16 protein-coding genes and 1 tRNA gene are annotated in these 19157 nt (G+C 58.5%); 14 read left to right on the plus strand and 3 right to left on the minus strand.

Annotation, left to right across the window (positions count from 1 at the left end; translation table 11 throughout):
* The first annotated feature begins 9 nt into the window (after positions 1 to 9).
* From WC529_02835 to WC529_02860, 6 genes are all read left to right on the plus strand, one after another.
* Positions 10 to 2454, plus strand: a complete 2445-nt coding sequence (locus WC529_02835) for a glycosyltransferase (protein ID MFA5113215.1) — start codon at positions 10 to 12, stop codon at positions 2452 to 2454.
* 66 nt (positions 2455 to 2520) lie between these two features.
* Positions 2521 to 2724 (plus strand): DUF2892 domain-containing protein, encoded by a 204-nt coding sequence (locus tag WC529_02840; GenBank protein ID MFA5113216.1) that lies wholly within the window; start codon positions 2521 to 2523, stop codon positions 2722 to 2724.
* Positions 2724 to 3218 (plus strand): hypothetical protein, encoded by a 495-nt coding sequence (locus tag WC529_02845; protein MFA5113217.1) that lies wholly within the window; start codon positions 2724 to 2726, stop codon positions 3216 to 3218. The genes WC529_02840 and WC529_02845 overlap by 1 nt, the downstream gene beginning before the upstream one ends.
* Positions 3219 to 3223: 5 nt before the next feature.
* Positions 3224 to 5062 carry an AsmA family protein gene (locus WC529_02850; GenBank protein MFA5113218.1) on the plus strand — a complete coding sequence of 613 codons (1839 nt, stop codon included), beginning with the start codon at positions 3224 to 3226 and terminating at the stop codon, positions 5060 to 5062.
* A 63-nt stretch (positions 5063 to 5125) separates the two neighbouring features.
* The gene (locus WC529_02855) at positions 5126 to 5455 is read left to right on the plus strand and encodes a hypothetical protein (protein MFA5113219.1); all 330 of its coding nucleotides are present in this window, start codon (positions 5126 to 5128) and stop codon (positions 5453 to 5455) included.
* A 69-nt stretch (positions 5456 to 5524) separates the two neighbouring features.
* Positions 5525 to 5689, plus strand: a complete 165-nt coding sequence (locus WC529_02860) for a hypothetical protein (protein ID MFA5113220.1) — start codon at positions 5525 to 5527, stop codon at positions 5687 to 5689.
* A 6-nt stretch (positions 5690 to 5695) separates the two neighbouring features.
* Here WC529_02860 and WC529_02865 read toward each other — a convergent pair whose 3' ends face one another.
* Positions 5696 to 6652 (minus strand): SPFH domain-containing protein, encoded by a 957-nt coding sequence (locus WC529_02865; GenBank protein ID MFA5113221.1) that lies wholly within the window; start codon positions 6650 to 6652, stop codon positions 5696 to 5698.
* A gap of 41 nt (positions 6653 to 6693) precedes the next feature.
* On the opposite strand from WC529_02865, the gene pyrE reads away from it, so the two are divergent.
* The 3 genes from pyrE to WC529_02880 all read left to right on the plus strand — a co-directional run bounded on the left by pyrE (position 6694) and on the right by WC529_02880 (position 8398).
* On the plus strand, positions 6694 to 7212 hold the full coding sequence (gene pyrE / locus WC529_02870; GenBank protein ID MFA5113222.1) for an orotate phosphoribosyltransferase: 519 nt from the start codon (positions 6694 to 6696) through the stop codon (positions 7210 to 7212).
* Positions 7213 to 7226: 14 nt separating this feature from the next.
* A tRNA-Thr gene (locus tag WC529_02875) sits at positions 7227 to 7299 on the plus strand.
* Between the two features lie 28 nt (positions 7300 to 7327).
* The gene (locus WC529_02880; protein ID MFA5113223.1) at positions 7328 to 8398 is read left to right on the plus strand and encodes a CHASE4 domain-containing protein; all 1071 of its coding nucleotides are present in this window, start codon (positions 7328 to 7330) and stop codon (positions 8396 to 8398) included.
* Here the strand turns inward: WC529_02880 and WC529_02885 are convergent.
* Positions 8395 to 9351: a hypothetical protein gene (locus WC529_02885; GenBank protein ID MFA5113224.1), complete on the minus strand. Its 957-nt coding sequence runs from the start codon at positions 9349 to 9351 to the stop codon at positions 8395 to 8397. The two genes, WC529_02880 and WC529_02885, sit on opposite strands and share 4 nt — an antisense overlap.
* A 118-nt stretch (positions 9352 to 9469) precedes the next feature.
* Here WC529_02885 and tuf point away from each other — a divergent pair, with 118 nt between their 5' ends.
* From tuf to lpxB, 5 genes are read left to right on the plus strand one after another with little or no spacing between them, the layout of a single operon-like run.
* Positions 9470 to 10663, plus strand: coding sequence for an elongation factor Tu (gene tuf, locus WC529_02890; GenBank protein MFA5113225.1), 1194 nt, complete (start codon positions 9470 to 9472; stop codon positions 10661 to 10663).
* A gap of 11 nt (positions 10664 to 10674) precedes the next feature.
* A complete protein-coding gene (locus WC529_02895; protein ID MFA5113226.1) occupies positions 10675 to 12003 on the plus strand; it encodes a VanW family protein in 1329 nt (442 codons plus the stop codon).
* Between the two features lie 44 nt (positions 12004 to 12047).
* On the plus strand, positions 12048 to 12836 hold the full coding sequence (gene lpxC, locus WC529_02900; protein ID MFA5113227.1) for a UDP-3-O-acyl-N-acetylglucosamine deacetylase: 789 nt from the start codon (positions 12048 to 12050) through the stop codon (positions 12834 to 12836).
* Complete coding sequence (lpxA, locus tag WC529_02905; protein ID MFA5113228.1) at positions 12833 to 14116, plus strand: acyl-ACP--UDP-N-acetylglucosamine O-acyltransferase; 1284 nt, start codon at positions 12833 to 12835, stop codon at positions 14114 to 14116. Before lpxC ends, lpxA begins: the two co-directional genes overlap by 4 nt.
* A gap of 5 nt (positions 14117 to 14121) precedes the next feature.
* Positions 14122 to 15219 (plus strand): lipid-A-disaccharide synthase, encoded by a 1098-nt coding sequence (gene lpxB / locus WC529_02910; protein MFA5113229.1) that lies wholly within the window; start codon positions 14122 to 14124, stop codon positions 15217 to 15219.
* On the opposite strand, the gene WC529_02915 is transcribed toward lpxB, so the two are convergent.
* A complete protein-coding gene (locus WC529_02915) occupies positions 15216 to 19145 on the minus strand; it encodes a S8 family serine peptidase (protein ID MFA5113230.1) in 3930 nt (1309 codons plus the stop codon). The two genes, lpxB and WC529_02915, sit on opposite strands and share 4 nt — an antisense overlap.
* Positions 19146 to 19157: the final 12 nt, after the last annotated feature.

The following is a 19157-nucleotide window of genomic DNA, read 5'->3' on the forward strand; positions in this document are numbered from 1 at the left end:
CATTAGCGAATGGCAAACGAAACAAATAGCCCCCTGCTCTCGATAATCATCCTCGGCGAGAATGACGGCTCGTTCCCGCCGGACGCTCTGCAAAGCGCCGAACAGGCGGACAAGGCGCTGGCGGAGATCGTCCTCGCCCCCCACGGCGCGGCCGGGCGGGCGGCGGCGCTCAATACCGCGATCGCCGCGGTAAACGGCAAATATCTTCTCATTCTCGACTCCGGCAATTTTATCCGGCCCGGCTACCTGGAAAAAGCCTTGCCGCTGCTGGCAAGCGACCCGAACGTCGCCGTTGTCTATTCCGACAGCGAAGCGTTCGGCGCGCGGAACGAAACGGTCAAGGCGTGGGACTTCACGCCGCTCCGGCTGCTGCACGCTGATTTTATCCCCCGCTGCGCCTTGTTCCGCCGCGCCGCGTGGCAGGCGGCCGGCGGCTACGACGAATCGCTGCCGGATTGGGAGGATTGGGATCTCTGGCTCAAGATCTGCGGACAAGGCGGCCGCTTCGCTTACTTGCCGGAACCGTTCTGCTTGTCGCGCGTCAGGCCCGGCGCGGCCCATAGCTGGCGGCCGGACGCGGAAAAAGACGGCGACCTGCTCGGTTGTTTTTACCGGAAGCACCTGCCGCTCCTCCGAACGGCCCTGGCTGACGGCATCAAGCGGTCGGCGGAAGCGGCTGTTCTCCAGCAGCGGCTGGACAAAAGCAAAGCCCCTAGCTGGCCTCATAAGCTGGCGCGGCGGTTAAAGTCCCTGGCTCGCGCTCTCTTTTTTTTTAGGGCGCGTCCTCCCCAACAAAAAACTCCGCCAGCGGCCTTCGGCTACGACGCTTGGATCAGGCGCCGGTTAAGCGCCCGGACGGTCGAGCGGCTCCGTTCGCAAGCCAGGGCCTTTCCCTATCGGCCGTTGATCAGCGTGATCATGCCGGTTTGCGATATCGCTCCCGGCATCCTGCGATTGAGCCTCGGCTCGGTCCTTGGCCAGCTCTACGAGAACTGGCAGCTCTGCGTCGCGGACGCCAGCACTCGCCCCGACGTCGCTCAGGTTTTGCAGGAATTGACGGCCGCCGACCGGCGGATCAAATTGGTTAAAACTGCCGCCGGGAGCGGCATCGCCGACAACACTAACGCGGCGCTCGCCCTGGCCGACGGCGAGTTCGTCGCTTTCCTGGACCATGACGACGAATTGACCGCCGACGCGCTGCTGGTGGTAGTGGCCCGGCTGCAAACGGACCGGGATGCCGATCTGCTTTACAGCGATGAAGATAAGATCGGCGTTGACGGCGAATATTGCCACCCGTTCTTTAAACCCGATTGGTCGCCCGACCTACTGCTCGGCATCAACTATATCTGCCACCTGTGCGTCCTGCGGAAAAGCCTGCTGGACCGCACCGGTCCGCTACGGCGGGAATACGACGGCTGCCAGGATTACGACCTGCTGCTGCGCGTTACCGAGCTGACCGGCAAGATCGTCCATCTCCCCGCCGTCCTTTATCACTGGCGGATGAGCCCGAGCTCCTGCGCCGGGTCAGCCGACGCCAAGCCGGACGTCTTTACCCGGACGCGGGCGGTGCTTGAGGACGCCCTGCGGCGGCGCCGGCTTAACGCCCGGCCGCAGGCGAGCGGCAATATTTGGCTGCACCATGTTCGCTACGCCCTGCCAAACCATCCGCTGGTCAGCATCATTATCCCGACCCGGGACCGGCCGGATCTGATCGAAAAGTGCGTTGCCTCCATCCTGGCGAAAACCGATTATGCGCCTTATGAAATGATCATTATTAATAACGGCTCAGGGCGGCCCACCGCGCCGGACTCCCCGGCCAACCGGGTAAGGGTTATCGACTTGCCGGGACAGTTCAACTATTCAGCGATAAATAATTTCGCGGCCGGGCAGGCTCAAGGCGAAGTGCTGGTATTACTGAATGACGATACGGAAGTGCTCGAGCCGGCGTGGTTAACGGCGCTGGTCGAACAGGCGCTGCGGCCCGAGGTTGGGGCGGTCGGCGGCAAATTATTGTACCCGGACGGGACCATCCAACACGCGGGAGTGATCGAATCCCCTTACGGCCACCTGCACGCCTTTGCCCGGCAACCGGAAAACAAGAACGAGTTCTCCCTGGCGAACGCCATCAGGGACTGCGGCGCCGTCACCGGCGCTTGCCTGGCGATCCGGCGTGAAGCCTGGGAGCGGGTTGGCGGCTTAGATGAAAATTACCGGGTCATCCTTAGCGATGTCGACCTCTGCCATAAATTACGGCAGGCAGGATTGCTGATCGTTTATACCCCGTTAGCCCGCCTTTACCACCTTGAATCCGCCTCCCGGGGAACGGCCTGGTATCCGGAAGACGCGGCCGTCTTCCAGGCCAAATGGCGAAAGGGGCTCCCCCTTGACGACCCCTATTACAACCCGAACCTCAGTCTTGCCCCGGACCGGACCTTTCTCTGGCGCGGCTATTAACCCCTTTACTTCCGCGCCTGCAACGCTATAATAATGCTGTAGCCGATCCCTAAAGGAGGGTTAATAATGTCAGATATTAAGATGAACATGAGCACCTTTGACCGTTTCGCCCGGATCATCATCGGTGGCGTCCTGCTGCTGCTGGCGACTTACGTGCCGGTCAGCGGCCTAGTGGCTTGGCTCCTGGTCGTTGTCGGGCTTATCCTGATGCTGACCGGCCTGGCCGGCTGGTGCCCGTTGTATTCCCTGTTGAAGATCAGCACAAAATAATGAAGCGGCTCCTCTCCCTCCTGTTGCTCGGCGCTTTTTTGCTGGGGCTAGTACCTTTGGCGCCGGTCGCTGTCCGCTCGGCCGAAGGCAAGGCCCGCAAAAAGATCGTGCGGCGGGTAAAGAAAAAGAAAGCCGTTAAAAAGAAAAAGCGCGTTATCCGCAAGGCCAGGAAAGTCGCCAAAAAATCGGTCCGGCTGCCGAAAAAAACCGCACTTAAGAAGCCCGCGGCCAAAAAGCCGATCAAAGATGACGCTGAATACCAGCTGCCGGGCCGGACCGGCAATCTTACCCAGCGCTATTCCCTGGAAGAGGGGCTGGGAGAGCAAGAGGCCGACAACGTGATCGGCGAGCTCAAAGCCCTGGGGGCGGACGACGCCGCGATCGACGTCAACAATAACGCCCTGTCGGTCACTTTCAATCCCGCCGAGCTCTCCGCCATCGGCATCATCAAAAAGCTTAAAGAGCTCGGTTACACCGTTAAAAGGATAAATTAAAAGCTATGCTGAAAAAAACGCTCAAATGGGCGGGGATCGCGGCGGGAGGGCTGCTCCTCTTGCTGGTCATCGGGATAGTCGCCCTCCCCTTTGTCTTCCCGCTGGAAAAGATCAAGGATTTTGCCGTGGCCAAGATCAGCGAGACGATCCACCGCGAGGTCAAGATAGATAAGGTCTCGTTCGACCTCTTTTCCGGCATTAAACTGCAGGGCTTGTACGTCGGCAACCGGCCGGGATTTGCCAAACAGCCGTTCGTCACGGCCGACGCGATCGAGCTCCGCTATGCTTTCTGGCCGCTCTTCTCCCGGCAGGTGATCATCAAGGAGATCGCCCTGGTCAAGCCGCAGATCCTGGTCGAGAAGAACGCCCGCGGCGAATTCAATTTCTCGGACATGGTTGCCGGGAACGGCAAACCGGCGGCAAAACAGCCGGACAAGCCGGCCGCCAAGCCGCCTTTCGACCTTTTCGTTTCCTCCTTTAGCATCAAGAACGCCAAGCTGACGTATGCCGACCGCGCGGCCGGCACGGTCAACGAGGTCAAGAACTTTAACCTGAAGGTGGGCGGGTTCGAGCTGGCGCTCGTCAAGCCGATCGACCTGGCCGCTTCGGCCGTCGCCACCTATCAGGGGAAAGAGATCCCCCTCTCCCTCGGCGGCCAGATCGGCGTCAGCCTGGCGTCGGAAACGATCAACGTCAAGAACTTAACCCTGTCGATCGCGGGAGAAAGCCTCTCGGCCGGCGCGGCCGTCAGCGGCTGGCGCAAGGCGCCGCGGCTGAACGCGACGATCAGTTCGCAAAAGTTCAATGTCGACCCGCTGCTGGCCATCTTTGCCGGCGCGGCCAAAACCCCGTCGGCCAAACCGAAGCCGGGCGAGCTGACCAAAATGGTCAATGGCCTGACCGCGGCAATTCCCAGAAATGTCTCCGCCAATGTTAACCTGGATGTCGCCAACCTGACGTTCCAGAAATTCAAGGTCGACAAGATCGACGCATCGCTCGGCCTGGCCAACAAGGTCGCGACGGTCAAACTGAAAGGGGTCAAGATCTACGAGGGGCTCCTCTCCGGCAACTTGCAGGCGAACTTGAATACCCCCGGCCTCGCTTACGAAGTGAAGGATCTCCGGCTGTCCGGCTTCAACGCGAGCCCGTTCTCGAACGCCGTGGTCGAAACCTTCTTGACCGGTATGCCCGATTCAAAGGACCTGGTCAATAAGGTCTACGGGACACTCGATATTTCCACCTCCCTGACCGGCCGCGGCGTGGAGCCGGACGCCATTATGTCGAACCTGAATTTGCACGGTTCATTGGTCCTGAAGAATGGCGAATTAAAAAGGCTAAAAACCCTGGCCGAGATCGGGAAGACCCTGAAGTCGACCTCTCTCCAGCAGGACCTCAAGTTCGGCGCCCTTTACACGGCCTTTTCTTTTGCCAACCGGGTCGTTACCGCCAAGGCGCTGAAAGTCGAGGAAGCGGATTTTAAGCTTTATTTCAACGGCGGAGCCGACCTAAAAAGCCTGAAATGGGTGCCGGGCAATAAACTGACGCTTAAGCTTGCTCCCCACCTGACCAAAGACCTCCCCCGGGAGTACTCGATCTTCAAGGACGCCAAAGGGTGGTTCGAGCTCTCGTTTGAGATGACCGGTGACCTAAAAAAGCCCTTTCCTAAGCCAATTTTAGACAAGCCGCTCGAGGTCTTGACCGAAAAGGTCAAGGCCAAGATCGAAGCAAAGAAAGTCGAGATCGTCGAATCTGCCAAAACCGAGGTAGCCACTAAGGCAGCCGAGGTCAAAAAAGAGCTCGAAGAAAAGGCCAAAGGCGCTATCAAAGACCTCCTCAAGTTCTAGACCCGGCACGCAAGTTTTTCCCCTAATAACCCGATAATATAGGTAGAGAGAGGTGCTATCTATATGAAAAAAGCCTTAGTTGTAATTCTCGGATTGGTCATCCTGGCCGGGGTCGGTTTTGCCGCTGCCCATGAGCCGTATTCCCTGCAGGTCAAAAAGCTCTACTCTGTCCCGGACGAGAACTCGAATATCGTGTTTGATATCCCGATCGACGTTAAGCTCCTCGACATGTCCAACGACGGCAACTGGTACAAAGTCAGGATCTCTTTTAACCTCGGACCGTTAGGGTATACCTATGTCGGCTGGGCCAAGATCCCGGTCGGCGACATCATCGCCTCGCGGATGGAAAAGATCGCCAAGGTCGCCCCGGTCGAAGAAGTTACGGAAGAGTAACTGCTTGCGATAACCGTCCTCCCTTGTTATAATCCCGGAGGAATTAAGGGATATAAGGAGGACTCTACAATGGTCAGCAAGCTTATCAAGGTTATCCTCGGCCTCGCTCTCATCGCCCTCGGCGCCTGGTTGGTATTTCTCTGGTGGGGCGACCTGCTCGCTCTGGTCCGGGGCGGACTCGGGTTATTCCTGATCCTCTGCGGCCTGATCGCTTTTGCCCTGGTAGCAGATTAAGCTTAGCTATTTAGCCTCTTGATTTTTCTTGAAGGCCATGATGGCCTCCATGATCTCGATCGGCACGGCCAGGACAACCGTGTTGGACGCGGTCGGACCTAGCCCGTCGATCGTCTGAAGGGTACGCAACTGCATCGCCCCATTGCTGGCCGCCATCGTCTTGGCCGCTGCCGCCAGGTTGACCGCCGCCAGCATGTCCCCTTCCGCCTTGGTAATGTTCGCCCGCTTTTCCCGCTCGGCCGACGCCTGGCGCGACATCATCCGTTTCAGGTCCTCCGGCATGTTGATGTCCTGGATCTTGATGTTGGTGATCTCCAGCCCCCAGTTCTTGCTTTCCGCCTCGACGAACTTCTCGATCTCCTCGCCGATCTTCTGCCGCTCGGCCAGGAGCTCGTCAAGGGTCATGCCGCCGATCACGTCGCGCAGCGTCGCCTGGGCGAAGTTCGAGACCGCGTAGGTGTAGCTCTGGACGTTGACAATGGCCGCGATCGGGTCGACGACCTTGAAGTAGAGGACCGCGTCGATCGCCACCGGGACGTTGTCCTTGGTTATAACTTGTTGTTTCGGGATATCGAGCGTCTGGACCCGGGTATCAATGACCGCGGCCGCTTCGATGATCGGGATGATGAAGAACATCCCCGGCCCTCTTAACCCTTTCAGCTTACCGAGCCGGAGAACGATCGCCCTTTCCCACTGCAGGGCGATGCGGACCGCCGCGCTGACGAACCAGGCCAGGAAAAAAGTAACGACGAACGCAGCCCCGCCCAGGAACGTGCTGGTTGCCGCCAGGACGATCAGGCTGCAGAAGCCGCCGACCAACATAATGACCAAAAATAATAGCCCCGAGATCGCAAACCCCATAAAAAACTCCTCCCTTATTATTGACGCCCCGAGCGGCCGCTGTTTAACTATGCTTTCGGCTGCGGCCGGTACTTCTATATCGATCTGTTCGCTGTCGCCCATGATGGTTAATATTACCCCGGCAATCTGGTATAATCAAGCTGATGGACGCGGTCAATGAACTCAAAAAATTATTAAAAGATACCGGCGCGGTCAAGACCGGCGATTTTACCCTCTCCTCGGGGAAGAAAAGCGATTTTTACGTGGACTGCCGCAAGGTAACGCTGCACCCCAGGGGGGCGAAACTGGTCGGCAAGCTCGTCCTGGAAAAGATCAAAGGGCTCAAGGTCGACGCCGTTGGCGGCATGACCCTGGGCGCCGACCCGATCACCGGCGCCGTCGTCACCCTCTCCGACCTCCCCGGCTTTATCGTCCGGAAAAAGGAGAAGGAACACGGGACCCGGCAAAAGATCGAGGGGCATATCGCCCCCGGCTGGAACGTCGTCATCGTCGAGGACGTCGCCACGACCGGCGGCTCCGCCCGGCAGGCGATCGAGGCGGTCGAGCAAGCCGGGGCAAAGGTGGTCAAGGTCATTTCCGTGGTCGACCGGGAAGAGGGGGCGAAAGAGGCCCTGGCCAAGTACGACTTCGACCCGCTACTTAAAAAGTCCGAGTTCTTTTGATATAATGGCCGCGGGCCCGTGTAGCTCAGTTGGTAGAGCATTTCCATGGTAAGGAAAAGGTCGCCGGTTCGATTCCGGCCGCGGGCTTTTTGATCCAATCGGGCAAAGGAGAGCCATGAACTTCCGTTTGAAATTGCTGCTCGCCATAATTGTTACTTTTATTTTCTTCTTTTTCGCTTCCGACCAGATCGGCAAGAAGCTTATCTTCGGCAATTTCGATAAACTGGAGCGCGATTACGCGATCAGCGACATGGGCCGGGTCCTCTACTTTATCAACGATTCTTTTACCAGTTACGACGACACCTGCCGGGACTGGGCTTATTGGGACGATACCTACGCCTTTGTCCGGGATAAGAACGAAAAATACCGCCGGTCCAACCTGACCCCGCAAACCTTTGACAACCTCCGGATCCATTTGCTGATGATGTTCGACGAAAAAGGCCGGGTGGTGTACGCTTCCGGTTATAACAATTCGGCCGATACGCTTCAGCCGCTCGGTTCGGCGGCCGAAAAGGCGCTGATCGCCGGTTTTACTTGCAAAGTGATCAATAAAGGGAGCCAGGGAGTGATCATGATGCCCGAAGGGGCAATGCTGGTCAATGCCCGGCCGATCATTCAAAGCAGCCAAACCGGCCCGATCAGGGGGACATTGGTAATGGGCCGTTATTTTGACGCGTTCCGTCTCAGGCGCCTGACCTCGGTGACCCATCTTTATGCCCAGGCTTATTCGCTCAACCAGGAAAACATCCCTGCCGACGTCAAGGCAGCCCTCCCGGCCCTCGCTTCTTCACCGATCAAGCTGGACAATCATAAACAAACGATGGTCGGCTATCTGCTGATGAATGACGTTTTTCGCCGGCCGGCCCTGGTCTTTCGCATCGAAATGCCCCGGACCCTTTATTTCCAATCCCAGATGTTCTCCAGTTTGTTGTCGATCATTCGCCTATCCGCTTTCTTTTTCACCGGGCTGGTCACCTTGCTGATCCTGCAGCCGCTGGTGATCGCGCCGATCGACCGGGTCAATAAAGAATTAAACCAAATAATGGACCACTGTAACCTGATGCAGGGGGCAAAGCTGGCCGCACCGACCGACAAGGACGAGCTGGCTACTTTACAAACATCCGTGGATAATATGCTAAAAGAACTGGAGCGGCGCCACCAACCAGACCGCGACCCCGAACCTTAAGGAAGGGTCGTGAACGACAACTGGGCCCCCTCGATCTCCCCTCCGCTGTATTGCAGCCGCGCCACGAAATAATAGAGGCTGTTCCTGGTTAAGCCGCTCCGGTTCGTGTTATACGAACCCGAACCGTTCCTGATCGCCCAAGCCGTATAGGTCCAGGTCGCTACGCCGGACCGCCGGTATTTGAACTGCACTTGCCCGGTCGCGTACCCCCCGAAATTATAGGTCATGTTCAGGCGGGCGTTGTTGCGGCCGATGCTGGTAGCTGCCTGGGTCACAACGCTGGGCGGCGCCGGCGGCGTCGTGGTGGTCGTGACCGTGGTGGTGGTTGTGGTCGTCGTAGTTGGCGCCGCTGTAGTGGTTGTCGATGTCGTAGTCGACGTTGAGGACGTTGTTGTTGACGTGGTCGTTGTGCTGGTCGTAGTCGACGTAGAAGTCGTGGTTGTTGTGGTACTGGTAGTCGTTGAAGTCGTGCTGGTCGTGGTCAATGGAGTTGTCGTTGGCGGCGGCATGATGGTCGTGGTGGTCGGCGCTTCGATCAGCCGGAACAAGCCGGAAAGTTCGACGCGGTACTCATAAGTATTGCCGGTCGGGGTGAATTGCCAGGTGTTCGCGCTCAACTTCTGCCAATCCCTCTTGACCGGCTCCTGCAGGACCACGCCAAAAAAAGGGTTGGTGTTGGTGGCATAGGACCCGGCCTCGGCCGAATCCAGCTCGGGGGGGAAGTTCCTGGTCCCGCCCTGCTGCGGGTCGAGGAAGTAGATCATGACCCCGGTCTTGATCGCCTCGGCCGTCGATTTTTCCACCGATTCCTGGGCGACCGGCTCAAAATTGCGGTATACGGAAAAAGCGATCGCCACGATGATGCTCAGGATCACCATCACCATGATCGTGCTTATTAAAGTGAAGCCCCCTTTTGTTCTCATGGCAAACCGGCAGCCCTTCCACCTGCTCACCGTGTGGCTATTATAGCAGATATCCCGGTTTTACAACTTGACAATCCCCCCCGGTTTTAGGGTATAATACAACGTTGCCTAAAAAATAGGTCACGAATCACTTTAGGAGGTATGTATCATGGCAAGAGAAAAATTCGAGAGAAAAAAACCGCACTGCAACGTCGGGACGATCGGGCACGTCGACCACGGTAAGACCACGCTGACCTCGGCGATCACCAGCGTGCTGGCCGCCAAGGGCATGGCCAAGGCGAAGAAGTTCGACGAGATCGACAGCGCGCCGGAAGAAAAGGCCCGCGGTATCACCATCGCCATCGCCCACGTCGAGTACGAGACCGACAAGCGGCATTACGCCCACATCGACTGCCCCGGACACGCCGACTACGTCAAGAACATGGTCATCGGCGCGGCCCAGATGGACGGCGCGATCCTGGTCGTGGCCGCCACCGACGGCCCCATGCCGCAGACCCGCGAACATATCCTGTTAGCCCACCAGGTCAACGTTCCGGCCATGGTCGTGTTCCTGAACAAGTGCGACATGGTGGACGACAAAGAGCTGATCGACCTGGTCGAGGTGGAGACCCGCGACCTGCTCAATAAGTACAAATTCGACGGCGATAAAGTGCCGGTCATCCGCGGTTCCGCCCTCAAGGCGATGGAAAACCCGGACCCGAAAGGCGAAGCCGCCAAGTGCATCCTGGAGCTGATGGACGCCGTTGACAACTACATCCCGAACCCGCAGCGGCCGCTCGACCAGCCGTTCCTGATGCCGATCGAAGACGTCTTCACCATCACCGGCCGCGGCACCGTCGGCACCGGCCGCATCACCCGCGGACGGGTCAAGGTCGGCGAAGAGGTCGAGATCATCGGTCTCGGCAGCCATAAGAAAGCCGTCGCCACCGGCGTCGAAATGTTCCGCAAGACGCTGGACGAAGGCCTGGCCGGCGACAACATCGGCCTGCTCCTGCGCGGCGTGGAAAAAGAAGAGCTGATGCGCGGCATGGTCGTCGCCAAACCCGGCTCGATCAAGCCCCACAAGAAGTTCGAAGCCCAGGTTTACGTGCTGACCAAGGAAGAGGGCGGCCGCCACACGCCGTTCTTCAACGGTTACAAACCGCAGTTCTTCATCAACACGACCGACGTGACCGGCGAGATCAAGCTGCCGGACAAGGTCGAAATGGTCATGCCGGGCGACAACATCGTGATGACCGTTGAGCTGATCACCGACGTCGCCGTGGAAGAAGGCCTCCGCTTCGCGATCCGCGAAGGCGGCCGCACGGTCGGCGCCGGCGCGGTTTCCAAGATCCTCGCCTAGCAGCCCGTTAGTTGAGGACGCTGATCAAAGTATTCGGGGTCGTGGCGGCAGCCTCGCTGCTCGTCACGGCCGGCCTGATCGGCTTTGATTTCTTCCAGGTCCAGGAGAAATTCCCCGCGCAGACCTATATCGGCGCGGTCAACGTCTCCGGGCTCGACCAGCCGCAAGCCCTCGACAAGATCCGCTCCCTGAACCCTTCCCAGGTCTTCGCGCCGGCCGTTTCCTTTGAGGCGGAAAAAGAAAGTTTCTCTTATTCCCCCGAAGAGCTCGGCGTCACCGTCAACTACGAAGAGAGCATAAAACAGGCCTTTAAAATGACCCACCAGGATGGCTATATCCGGGAGCTGAAGGAGCGCCTGACCGAGGGGATGATCCACTGCCCTGTTGTCCTGTCGCTGAACGAGAACAAATTGCGCGATGCGCTGGAAACCCTGGCCAACAAGATCCGCTCCGATTCCCAGGACGCTTCGATCATCCTTTACGAAGAGACCGGCGGCTACCATATCGAACCGGAGGAAATGGGGCGCGAGGTCAATATCGATGACACCGTCAAAGAGTTCAAGGCCGCCCTGGCGGCCGAAAAAAAGACCTTCCCGGTCGTCATTGAGTACGAGGAGCCGTACATCACGGAAAAGGAGCTCCGCGCCGCGCCGCCGGCTCACCGCCTCTCCGCCTTCACCACCTATTACGGCAAACACGATTCGCCTAACCGAATCCACAACATCCGGCTGGTCGCCTCCTGGATCAACAACACCATCCTGATGCCGGGCGAGGTTTTTTCGGTCGGGGACATCCTGGGCGACATCACGCCGGAACGCGGGTTCAAGGAAGCTTTCGTGATCATGAAGGGGGAACTGGTCCCGCAGCTGGGCGGCGGCTCCTGCCAGATCGCAACAACCCTGTACAACACCATCCAGCTGGCCGACGTCAAGGTCGTCCAGCGGCGGAGCCATTCGATGTATTTTAATATCTACCCGCTCGGCCGCGACGCCGGCGTGTTCCCCCCGTCGCTCGATTTCAAGTTCGAGAACGACACCGGCCACCCGCTCCTGATCAAGGCGCTTGCCACCAACCGGCGGCTCTCTTTCCGGCTCTACGGGACGCCGACCGGCAAGACGGTCAAGTTCACCTACCCGCGCGTTCATATGCTGACCGAATCCGGGTACGTCCCGGCCACGGTCCGGGCGGTGCTGGCCGCCGACGCGCCGTTCAAGACCGAAGTGACCCGCACGGTCTTCGACAAAGAAGGCAAAGAGCTGAAGAGCGAAAAGATCCTCAGCTTCTACAAGCTTTATGGAGAAAAAGAAAATGTGCCGATTGCCAGGCCTGAACCAAGATAACCAAAACTCGAAATACTAAACTCTAAATTCTAAACAAATCCGAAATGCGAAACCCGAAATTCCAAACAACGATCAAAAAGGCTTTTACCCTGGAGGGGATCGGGCTGCATAGCGGGGCAAAGGTCTCCGCGACGGTCGCGCCAGCTGAAGCAGGCGCCGGGGTAACGTTCAACGGGACCCGAGCAATCCTGTCTAACGTAACCGCGACAAAACGGGCAACTACAATTGGCAACGTGGCCATGGTCGAGCATCTTCTTTCGGCCGCCGCCGGCCTTGGCATCGACAACCTTGCCGTTATTGTTCAGGGGCCGGAAATTCCTGTTCTAGATGGGAGTGCTTTGCCTTGGGTTGAGGCCTTGGAAAAGGCGGGAATTCTCCCCCTCTCCTCACTACTTACCCCTCTCATCATTCAACAACCTATCCGCCTAACCACCCAGGATGCCTCCCTGGAAGCCTTCCCTTACGATGGCTTCGAGGTCGAATTTATGGTAGACTTTAAAGGGGTTGGAGAGCAGAAATTCGCTTATAACGCTGAAAAAATGAGCTATAAGGCGGAGATCGCCCCGGCCCGGACATTTGGCTATCTTGAAGAGATCGACGCGCTAAAAGCGCAGGGCTTGGGTCTGGGGGCATCTTACGACAACGCTCTGGTCTTAAATAACAGCGGCTACGTCAACGAACCCCGGTTCCCCGATGAGCCGGCCCGCCACAAGATACTGGACCTGATCGGCGACCTGGCGCTGCTGGGAAGACCGCTTAAGGCCCGGCTCAAGGCCAGCCGCTCCGGCCACAAGTTGAACGCGGAATTAGTAAGGAGGATATTACAGCCATGAACGAAGTGAACATCGATATCAAGGAGATCATGAAAACGATCCCCCATCGTTACCCCTTCCTGCTGATCGACCGGGTGATCGAACTGGAAGAAGGAAAACGGGCCGTCGCCATCAAGAACGTGACGATGAACGAGCCGCAATTCACCGGCCATTTCCCCGGCATCCCGATCATGCCCGGCGTTCTTATTATTGAAGCGCTCGCCCAGGTCGGCTGCGTCATGGCGCTCCGGCAGCCTTCGGCCGAAGGGAAGATCGTCCTTTTTGCCGGGATCGACGGCGTCCGCTTCCGGCGGCAGGTCATTCCCGGCGACCAGCTCCGGCTGGAGGTAGAAACTGTCTGGGTGCGCGGCCCGCTCGGCAAAATGAAGGGGAAGGCGACCGTTAACGGCGAAGTCGCCGCTGAGGGCGAATTCACCTTCTCGCTCGCAGACCCGGCCGCCGGCAGCGCCAAGGTCCACCCAACCGCAACCGTCCACAAGAACGCCGTGCTGGGCAAGAACGTCGAGATCGGCCCCGACACCGTGATCGGCGCCGACGTCAAGATCGGCGACGGCACGAAAGTCGGCGCCCATTGCCTCATTACCGGCTGGACGACGATCGGCAAGGAGAACGCCATCCACAACGGGACGGCGATCGGCCTGCCGCCCCAGGACGTTAAATACAAAGGGGAAAAAGGCGAGATCATCATCGGCGACAAGAACATCATCCGCGAGTTTGTCACGATCCACATCCCTTCCGCCGGCGGGGAGACGCGTATCGGCAACGAATGCTTCATCATGGTCCACGCCCACGTGCCGCACAACTGCCGGATCGGCAACCAGGTGATCCTCGGCGGGTACGTCGGTTTGGCCGGCTACACGGAGATCGGCGACCAGGTCATCATCGGCGGGCTGGCGGGGGTCCACCAGTTCTGCCGGATCGGCCGGCTGACGATGGTCGGCGCCCAGTCCAAGGTCACCCAGGATATCGCCCCGTTCATGCTGGTGGAAGGGAACCCGGCGCAGGTCCGCGGGATCAACAGCATCGGCATCCAGCGGCGCGGCATCAGCCAGGAATCCCATTCGGAGATCAAGAAAGCGTTCAAGCTCCTCTACGAATCGGGCCACACTACCGCCGAAGCCGCCAAAGAGATCAAGAAACGGCTCCGGCCGCTCCCCGAGATCGAGCAGATCGTCGCTTTCCTCGAACAGGAAAGCCACCGCGGGATCAGCAAGAAGACCGCCCTGGAAGAAGAGGCGGAAGAGCTGCTTCTCCCCGACATCCCCGAACTCGGCATATGAAAATAATGGTCAGCGCCGGGGAGGTCTCCGGCGATGTCCACGGCTCGTACCTGGTCAAGGAGCTGAAAAAGCTTCGCCCTGACCTGGCGTTTTTCGGTCTCGGCTCCGAACGGCTGGCCGAAGCCGGTGTTGATATTAGATTTGACATCATCAAGCGCGGTTCGATCGGGATCCTGGAAGCCCTGCCCAATGTTTTCCCGCTATTTTCTATTTTCCGCAAGGTCAAGAAGCTCGTTTTAGCGGAAAAGCCTGATCTTGTCATCCTGATCGACTCGCAGGGGATCAACCTGCCGCTCGCCAAGTTCTGCAAAGCGGTCGGCATCAAGACTGTTTACTACATCGCGCCGCAGGAGTGGCTCTGGGGAACGCCGCGCGGCGTTAAACATGTCGCGCAGATCGTCGACCTGATCGTCGCTATTTTTCCGCGCGAATACGAAGCATATAAGGCCGCCGGCGCCAATGTCATCTACGAGGGGCACCCTTTGATCGACATTGTCCAAGCCCCCCAGCCCCTTAGTCCCCGATCCCCTAGTCCCCGTATTTCCCTCTGTCCAGGAAGCCGGATGCAGGAGATCGGGGGGCTGTTGCCGATCCTGTTAAAAGCCGGTGAATTGATAAAAAAGGAGCTCCCTGACGCCGAGTTTCTCATCCCGGTCTCGTCGCGCAATCTCTTTCAGGAGATATTCGCCCTGGTCGGCGACTTCCGGCCGATGGCGGTCTTCGGCAAAACGTATGAGACCCTCGCTTCGTCCAATCTAGCGATCTGCACTTCCGGAACGATCAATTTCGAAGCCTCCCTGCTCGGTGTTCCCAACATTATGACCTATAAATTATCCCGGCTGACTTACTGGGCCGGCAAATATATCCTGAAGATCGACCGGAAGATCAAATATTTCTGCATGCCGAACATTCTGATGGATAATTTAGTCATCCCTGAATTGGTGATGGAAAACGCGACCGCGGAAAAGATCGCTCAAGAAGCTTTGGCTATTTTGCGCGACACTCAGCGGCAGGAGAAAATGAAAAAGGAGTTCGTTAAACTAAAAGGGGAACTCGGCCGGCCGGGAATGATCGGCCGGATCGCTAAGTCTATCCTCGCCTAAGCCCCGATCACCGAGCAACCGCAGCCGCCGCCCCCGCCCCTGATCTCGTCGTCCCCGCCCGGCGTATCGGTATCATCGCTCGTATCGGTGTCATCGATCGTATCCGTATCATCGATCGTGTCGGTATCGTCATAGGTGTCGGTCTCTTCGTCCGTATCGGAATCGGTGTCAATGATCCCCGGTGTAGCGGTCGCGGTGGACGACCAGGGGCCTAAGTTGACCGGGTCGGCGTTATCGTACGCCAGGACCCGGAACTCGTATTCGTCGTGGTTGGCCAGGCCGGTGACGGTAGCGCTGGCAACATTGCCGGCATCCGTTTCGATCCAGGCGCCGGCGGCGGCAACGTTGCGGTAAGCAACGATATACCCGGCCAGGTCGGTCAGCGGCGAACCGTCGATATTCGTTCCCGGCGGGAGCCAGCTGACGGTCGACTGGGATTCTTCTTCGCTCGTCGCCGCCACTCCGGTCGGCGCCGCCGGGGAGAGCGCATCAACGATGTCAACCGTATATACTTCGGTCGTCATGGCATTGCTGGCAACGTCGACCGCTTCCAGGTAATATTCCAGCGCCGGCTGGACGACCGCAGGCGCGGCAATATTAGCGCTATAGCTCGATCCGGTCCCGGACATAGGCAAGCTTTGCCAGGCGGTCTCGCCGGCCGTCCGGAAATGGAGATAAACGGTATCGACCGCGGCGTTATCGGTCACTGTCGCTTCTATCGTCAGTTGTTGATATGCCTCGGCGGTGGCCGGCGGCAGGTGGTCGATCAGCGGCGCGATCGGGTCGGTAACGGTGACGGAAAGGACGTCTTGCGGGGCGCAATTCGGCTCGAGCCGGGGGTTGAGGTAACGGTCGTGGGCGACATAGTAATAATTGATCTCCTGGTTATACTGGGCGACGGCCAACGGGATATCCGCCGTCCACTCTTCGCCGGAGATATTGGCCATTTCGACATAGCTATAAGCCGACTCGGCCGCTGGCTTGTAATAGACCCTTCCCCGCACTACCCCGGCCGGATCGCTGAACGTCGCGCCGACCGTGATCGGATAGCCGGCGATCGCGGTTGTCGATTCCGGCGCGATCGTTGGCGGGATGATGTCGCTGTTATAATTGTAAGTGCGGCGGGAATCGTGAGTAAAAAGCGGCCACGGGTTTGCTTCCGGCTCCCATTCGGCGTCGAGTTCCCACCAGTAAACGGTGGAGCCGACAGACATTCCTTCAAACCATTCCGTGACGGCGATCAAGTCGGTCCGGCAATCGCCGTCGAAGTTGCCGAGCATCATCCGGTTATGTTCTTCGAGTGAAGTGCTGATCGTCTTGGGGAAGCCGGGGAGAGAAACTCCGCCGCCGTTCCAGGCGTTGATCTGGTTCGAAGACATCGCCAGGATATCTGCCGTCCCGTCGCCGTCAACATCGCCCAGTAAAAGCTTTCCGCCGGCCGCCTTTGGCCAGCCAGGGAGAGGCGTTCCAGCCATATTATAAAGATAGGTGTTGTCGGCATTGCTGGCGGCGATTTCCAGGGCGCCATCGCCGTTGACGTCGCCGATAGCGATATTCGTTGTCTCGTGGTTCTGCGGCCATCCCGTTAGCGGGCTAAACTGGCCGTTATACCCTCTAAAGTTCGTCACCGTCCCAACAAAGTACTCATCGCTTCCGTTGCCATCCAGGTCGGCCACGGCATAAGCCCTGACCGCTTCCCCCGACGCTAAAATATAGGGGCTGCTGGAGGAGTACGCCCCGCTACCATCAACAATGTTCAGGTAGTTATCCGCTTCCGAATTCATGCTGTAATCGAAGACGATCTCTTGTTCCCCGTTGCCGTCAAAATCGCCAATGGCGCACTGGTTAACAGGGCCGGGCGCCAACGGCCAACCGGTCAGATTAAGCCCCCCGCTGTCCAAGAAATATACCCGCCCCGCCGTCCCGGTGCTTGTCCCTGCGATTATATCGATATAATCCGGGCTATTAAGCTTACTTAAGGCCAGGCAATCATAAAAGTTTTCCCACACATTTACCGGGCTTTTTGGCCATCCGGCGCCGATTATCCCGTCGGCGCCCCAAAGATATATTTTATTCCCTGCCGGATCGGCCGACCATTGGCTGCTGATCACGTCGTTGAACAGATCGTTGTTTATGTCGCCAATGGCGATCGATTTACTGCCCGATAGAGTAGTGGCCGGCCAGGAAGCGAGCGTCGAATAATCGCCGGCCTGGATGCTGACTTTCCCGTCGTAGCCGATCGCGATCTCCATGAATCCATCCGCGTTCATGTCCGCACGGGTCAGGTCGTAAACAACTTCTGTCTGCGTCAATGGGTACCCGCTCTTGGCCATGCTATCAACTACAAAATATGTAGTGGAGAGAGAATTGTTGCCGCTACTGTCGTAGGTCGTCAGGCGGATCGCATAGGTCCCATTATCCGGGAAGTTGATCGTCGCCAGATCGCCGTTCGCGACGGGAGTCGTCCCTCCAGCCGTCAACGTTACTCCCGTTACCGACCAAATAGTCGGACTGGTCCCCTCGCCCCATTCCACGATATAGTAGGCAAAATCGACGCATTCCGCCCGGCCGGTGACCATTATATCGCCCGGCTCATAAGTAGCCGCGGGAATAGGCGAGAAAATGCGTGACTCGGGGTAGTTGGTCGTGTCCATCTCCGTCAGGGCGCGCGCAACGTTGATCCGCCCCCAGCCGCTGAAATAATCCCACCCCGGCTGGTTTAGATCGTCCGCCGAACGACGGATAATGGTCTTGACCTGGGCGGGGGTCAGCACCGGGTTTTGCGCCAGGATCAGCGATGCCAGGCCGGCAACGAGCGGAGACGCGACCGAAGTCCCGTCGACCGAGATTGCGCCGCCGCCCAAATGAGTCGTATAAATATCCTGCGCGGGAGCATAAATGTCGACAAAGGGGCCGTTGTTATATAGGGAGCCGCCTCCCGGATCGAGCCCGCCGACCGAGATGACCCCGTTTAACGCCGCCGGATAGAACGGTTGGCTGGTCCCGTCGTTCCCGGCGCCGCCCACTATCACGCAGCCAAGCGCGATCGCATAATCGATCGTATCCTGGATGTACTCGGTGAAAAAGTACGCCCCCCAACTGCAGTTGATCACGCACGGGCCGCCAATGTTATCGGCCGCGTAGACGATGGCGTCGTAGCCGTCATTCGTCTTGATCGCCATTATCCTGGCGTACCAATCCAGCCCCGCCACCGCTTCTCCGTTGTTCCCCGTCGCCGCCGCCGCTCCGGCCACTTCCGTCCCGTGGCCGGCTGAGCCGATAATGCCCCCGCCTTCGTCATAGATATTATTATCGCTGGAGCAAAAGTTCCAGCCGTTGATATCATCAATATAACCGTTGCCGTCGTCATCGATCCCGTTGTCCGCCGTTTCGCCGCTGTTGACCCATAGCCGCCCCGCCAAGTCCGGATGGCTGTAATCGATACCGCTGTCGACGATCGCGATCGTGACAGACGAGGAGCCGGTCGAAATATCCCAGCCCGCCGGCGCGGAGATCTGGGGGAGGTGCCATTGGGAACCGTAATTGGTATCGTCGGGAGTGGTCGTTTTGGCGGGGATGCTGACCGGTTCCGCGTATATCACCCGCGGGTCGCGTCTCAGTTTTTCCAGCGCCTTGAGAAGATCGGCGCCCGGCGACAATTTCCAGCGGTAAATGTTGGTCAGATCGGGCAGTTTTTGTCCGGCCGCCCTTTGCAAGGCCGCCTTTTTGGGCCGGGGCTTGAATGCCCGGCGGTAACCTGCGCCGTTGTAGTCATGAGTTAGCCTGTCGGGATCGACTCCCGGCTTGAGCTTGATAATGACTTCGTCCGGCACATATTGCAGGGGCAGCAGGGCGACAGGCCAAGCCTGACCGCCCGTAACGCCTCCGGCGCCCTTAATGGCGCTGGTCGCTGCGGGATCTGACATTCCGGAAGATTA

The sequence above is a fragment of the Candidatus Margulisiibacteriota bacterium genome (assembly GCA_041650855.1).
GTDB lineage: Bacteria > Margulisbacteria > WOR-1 > O2-12-FULL-45-9 > XYB2-FULL-48-7 > JALOPZ01.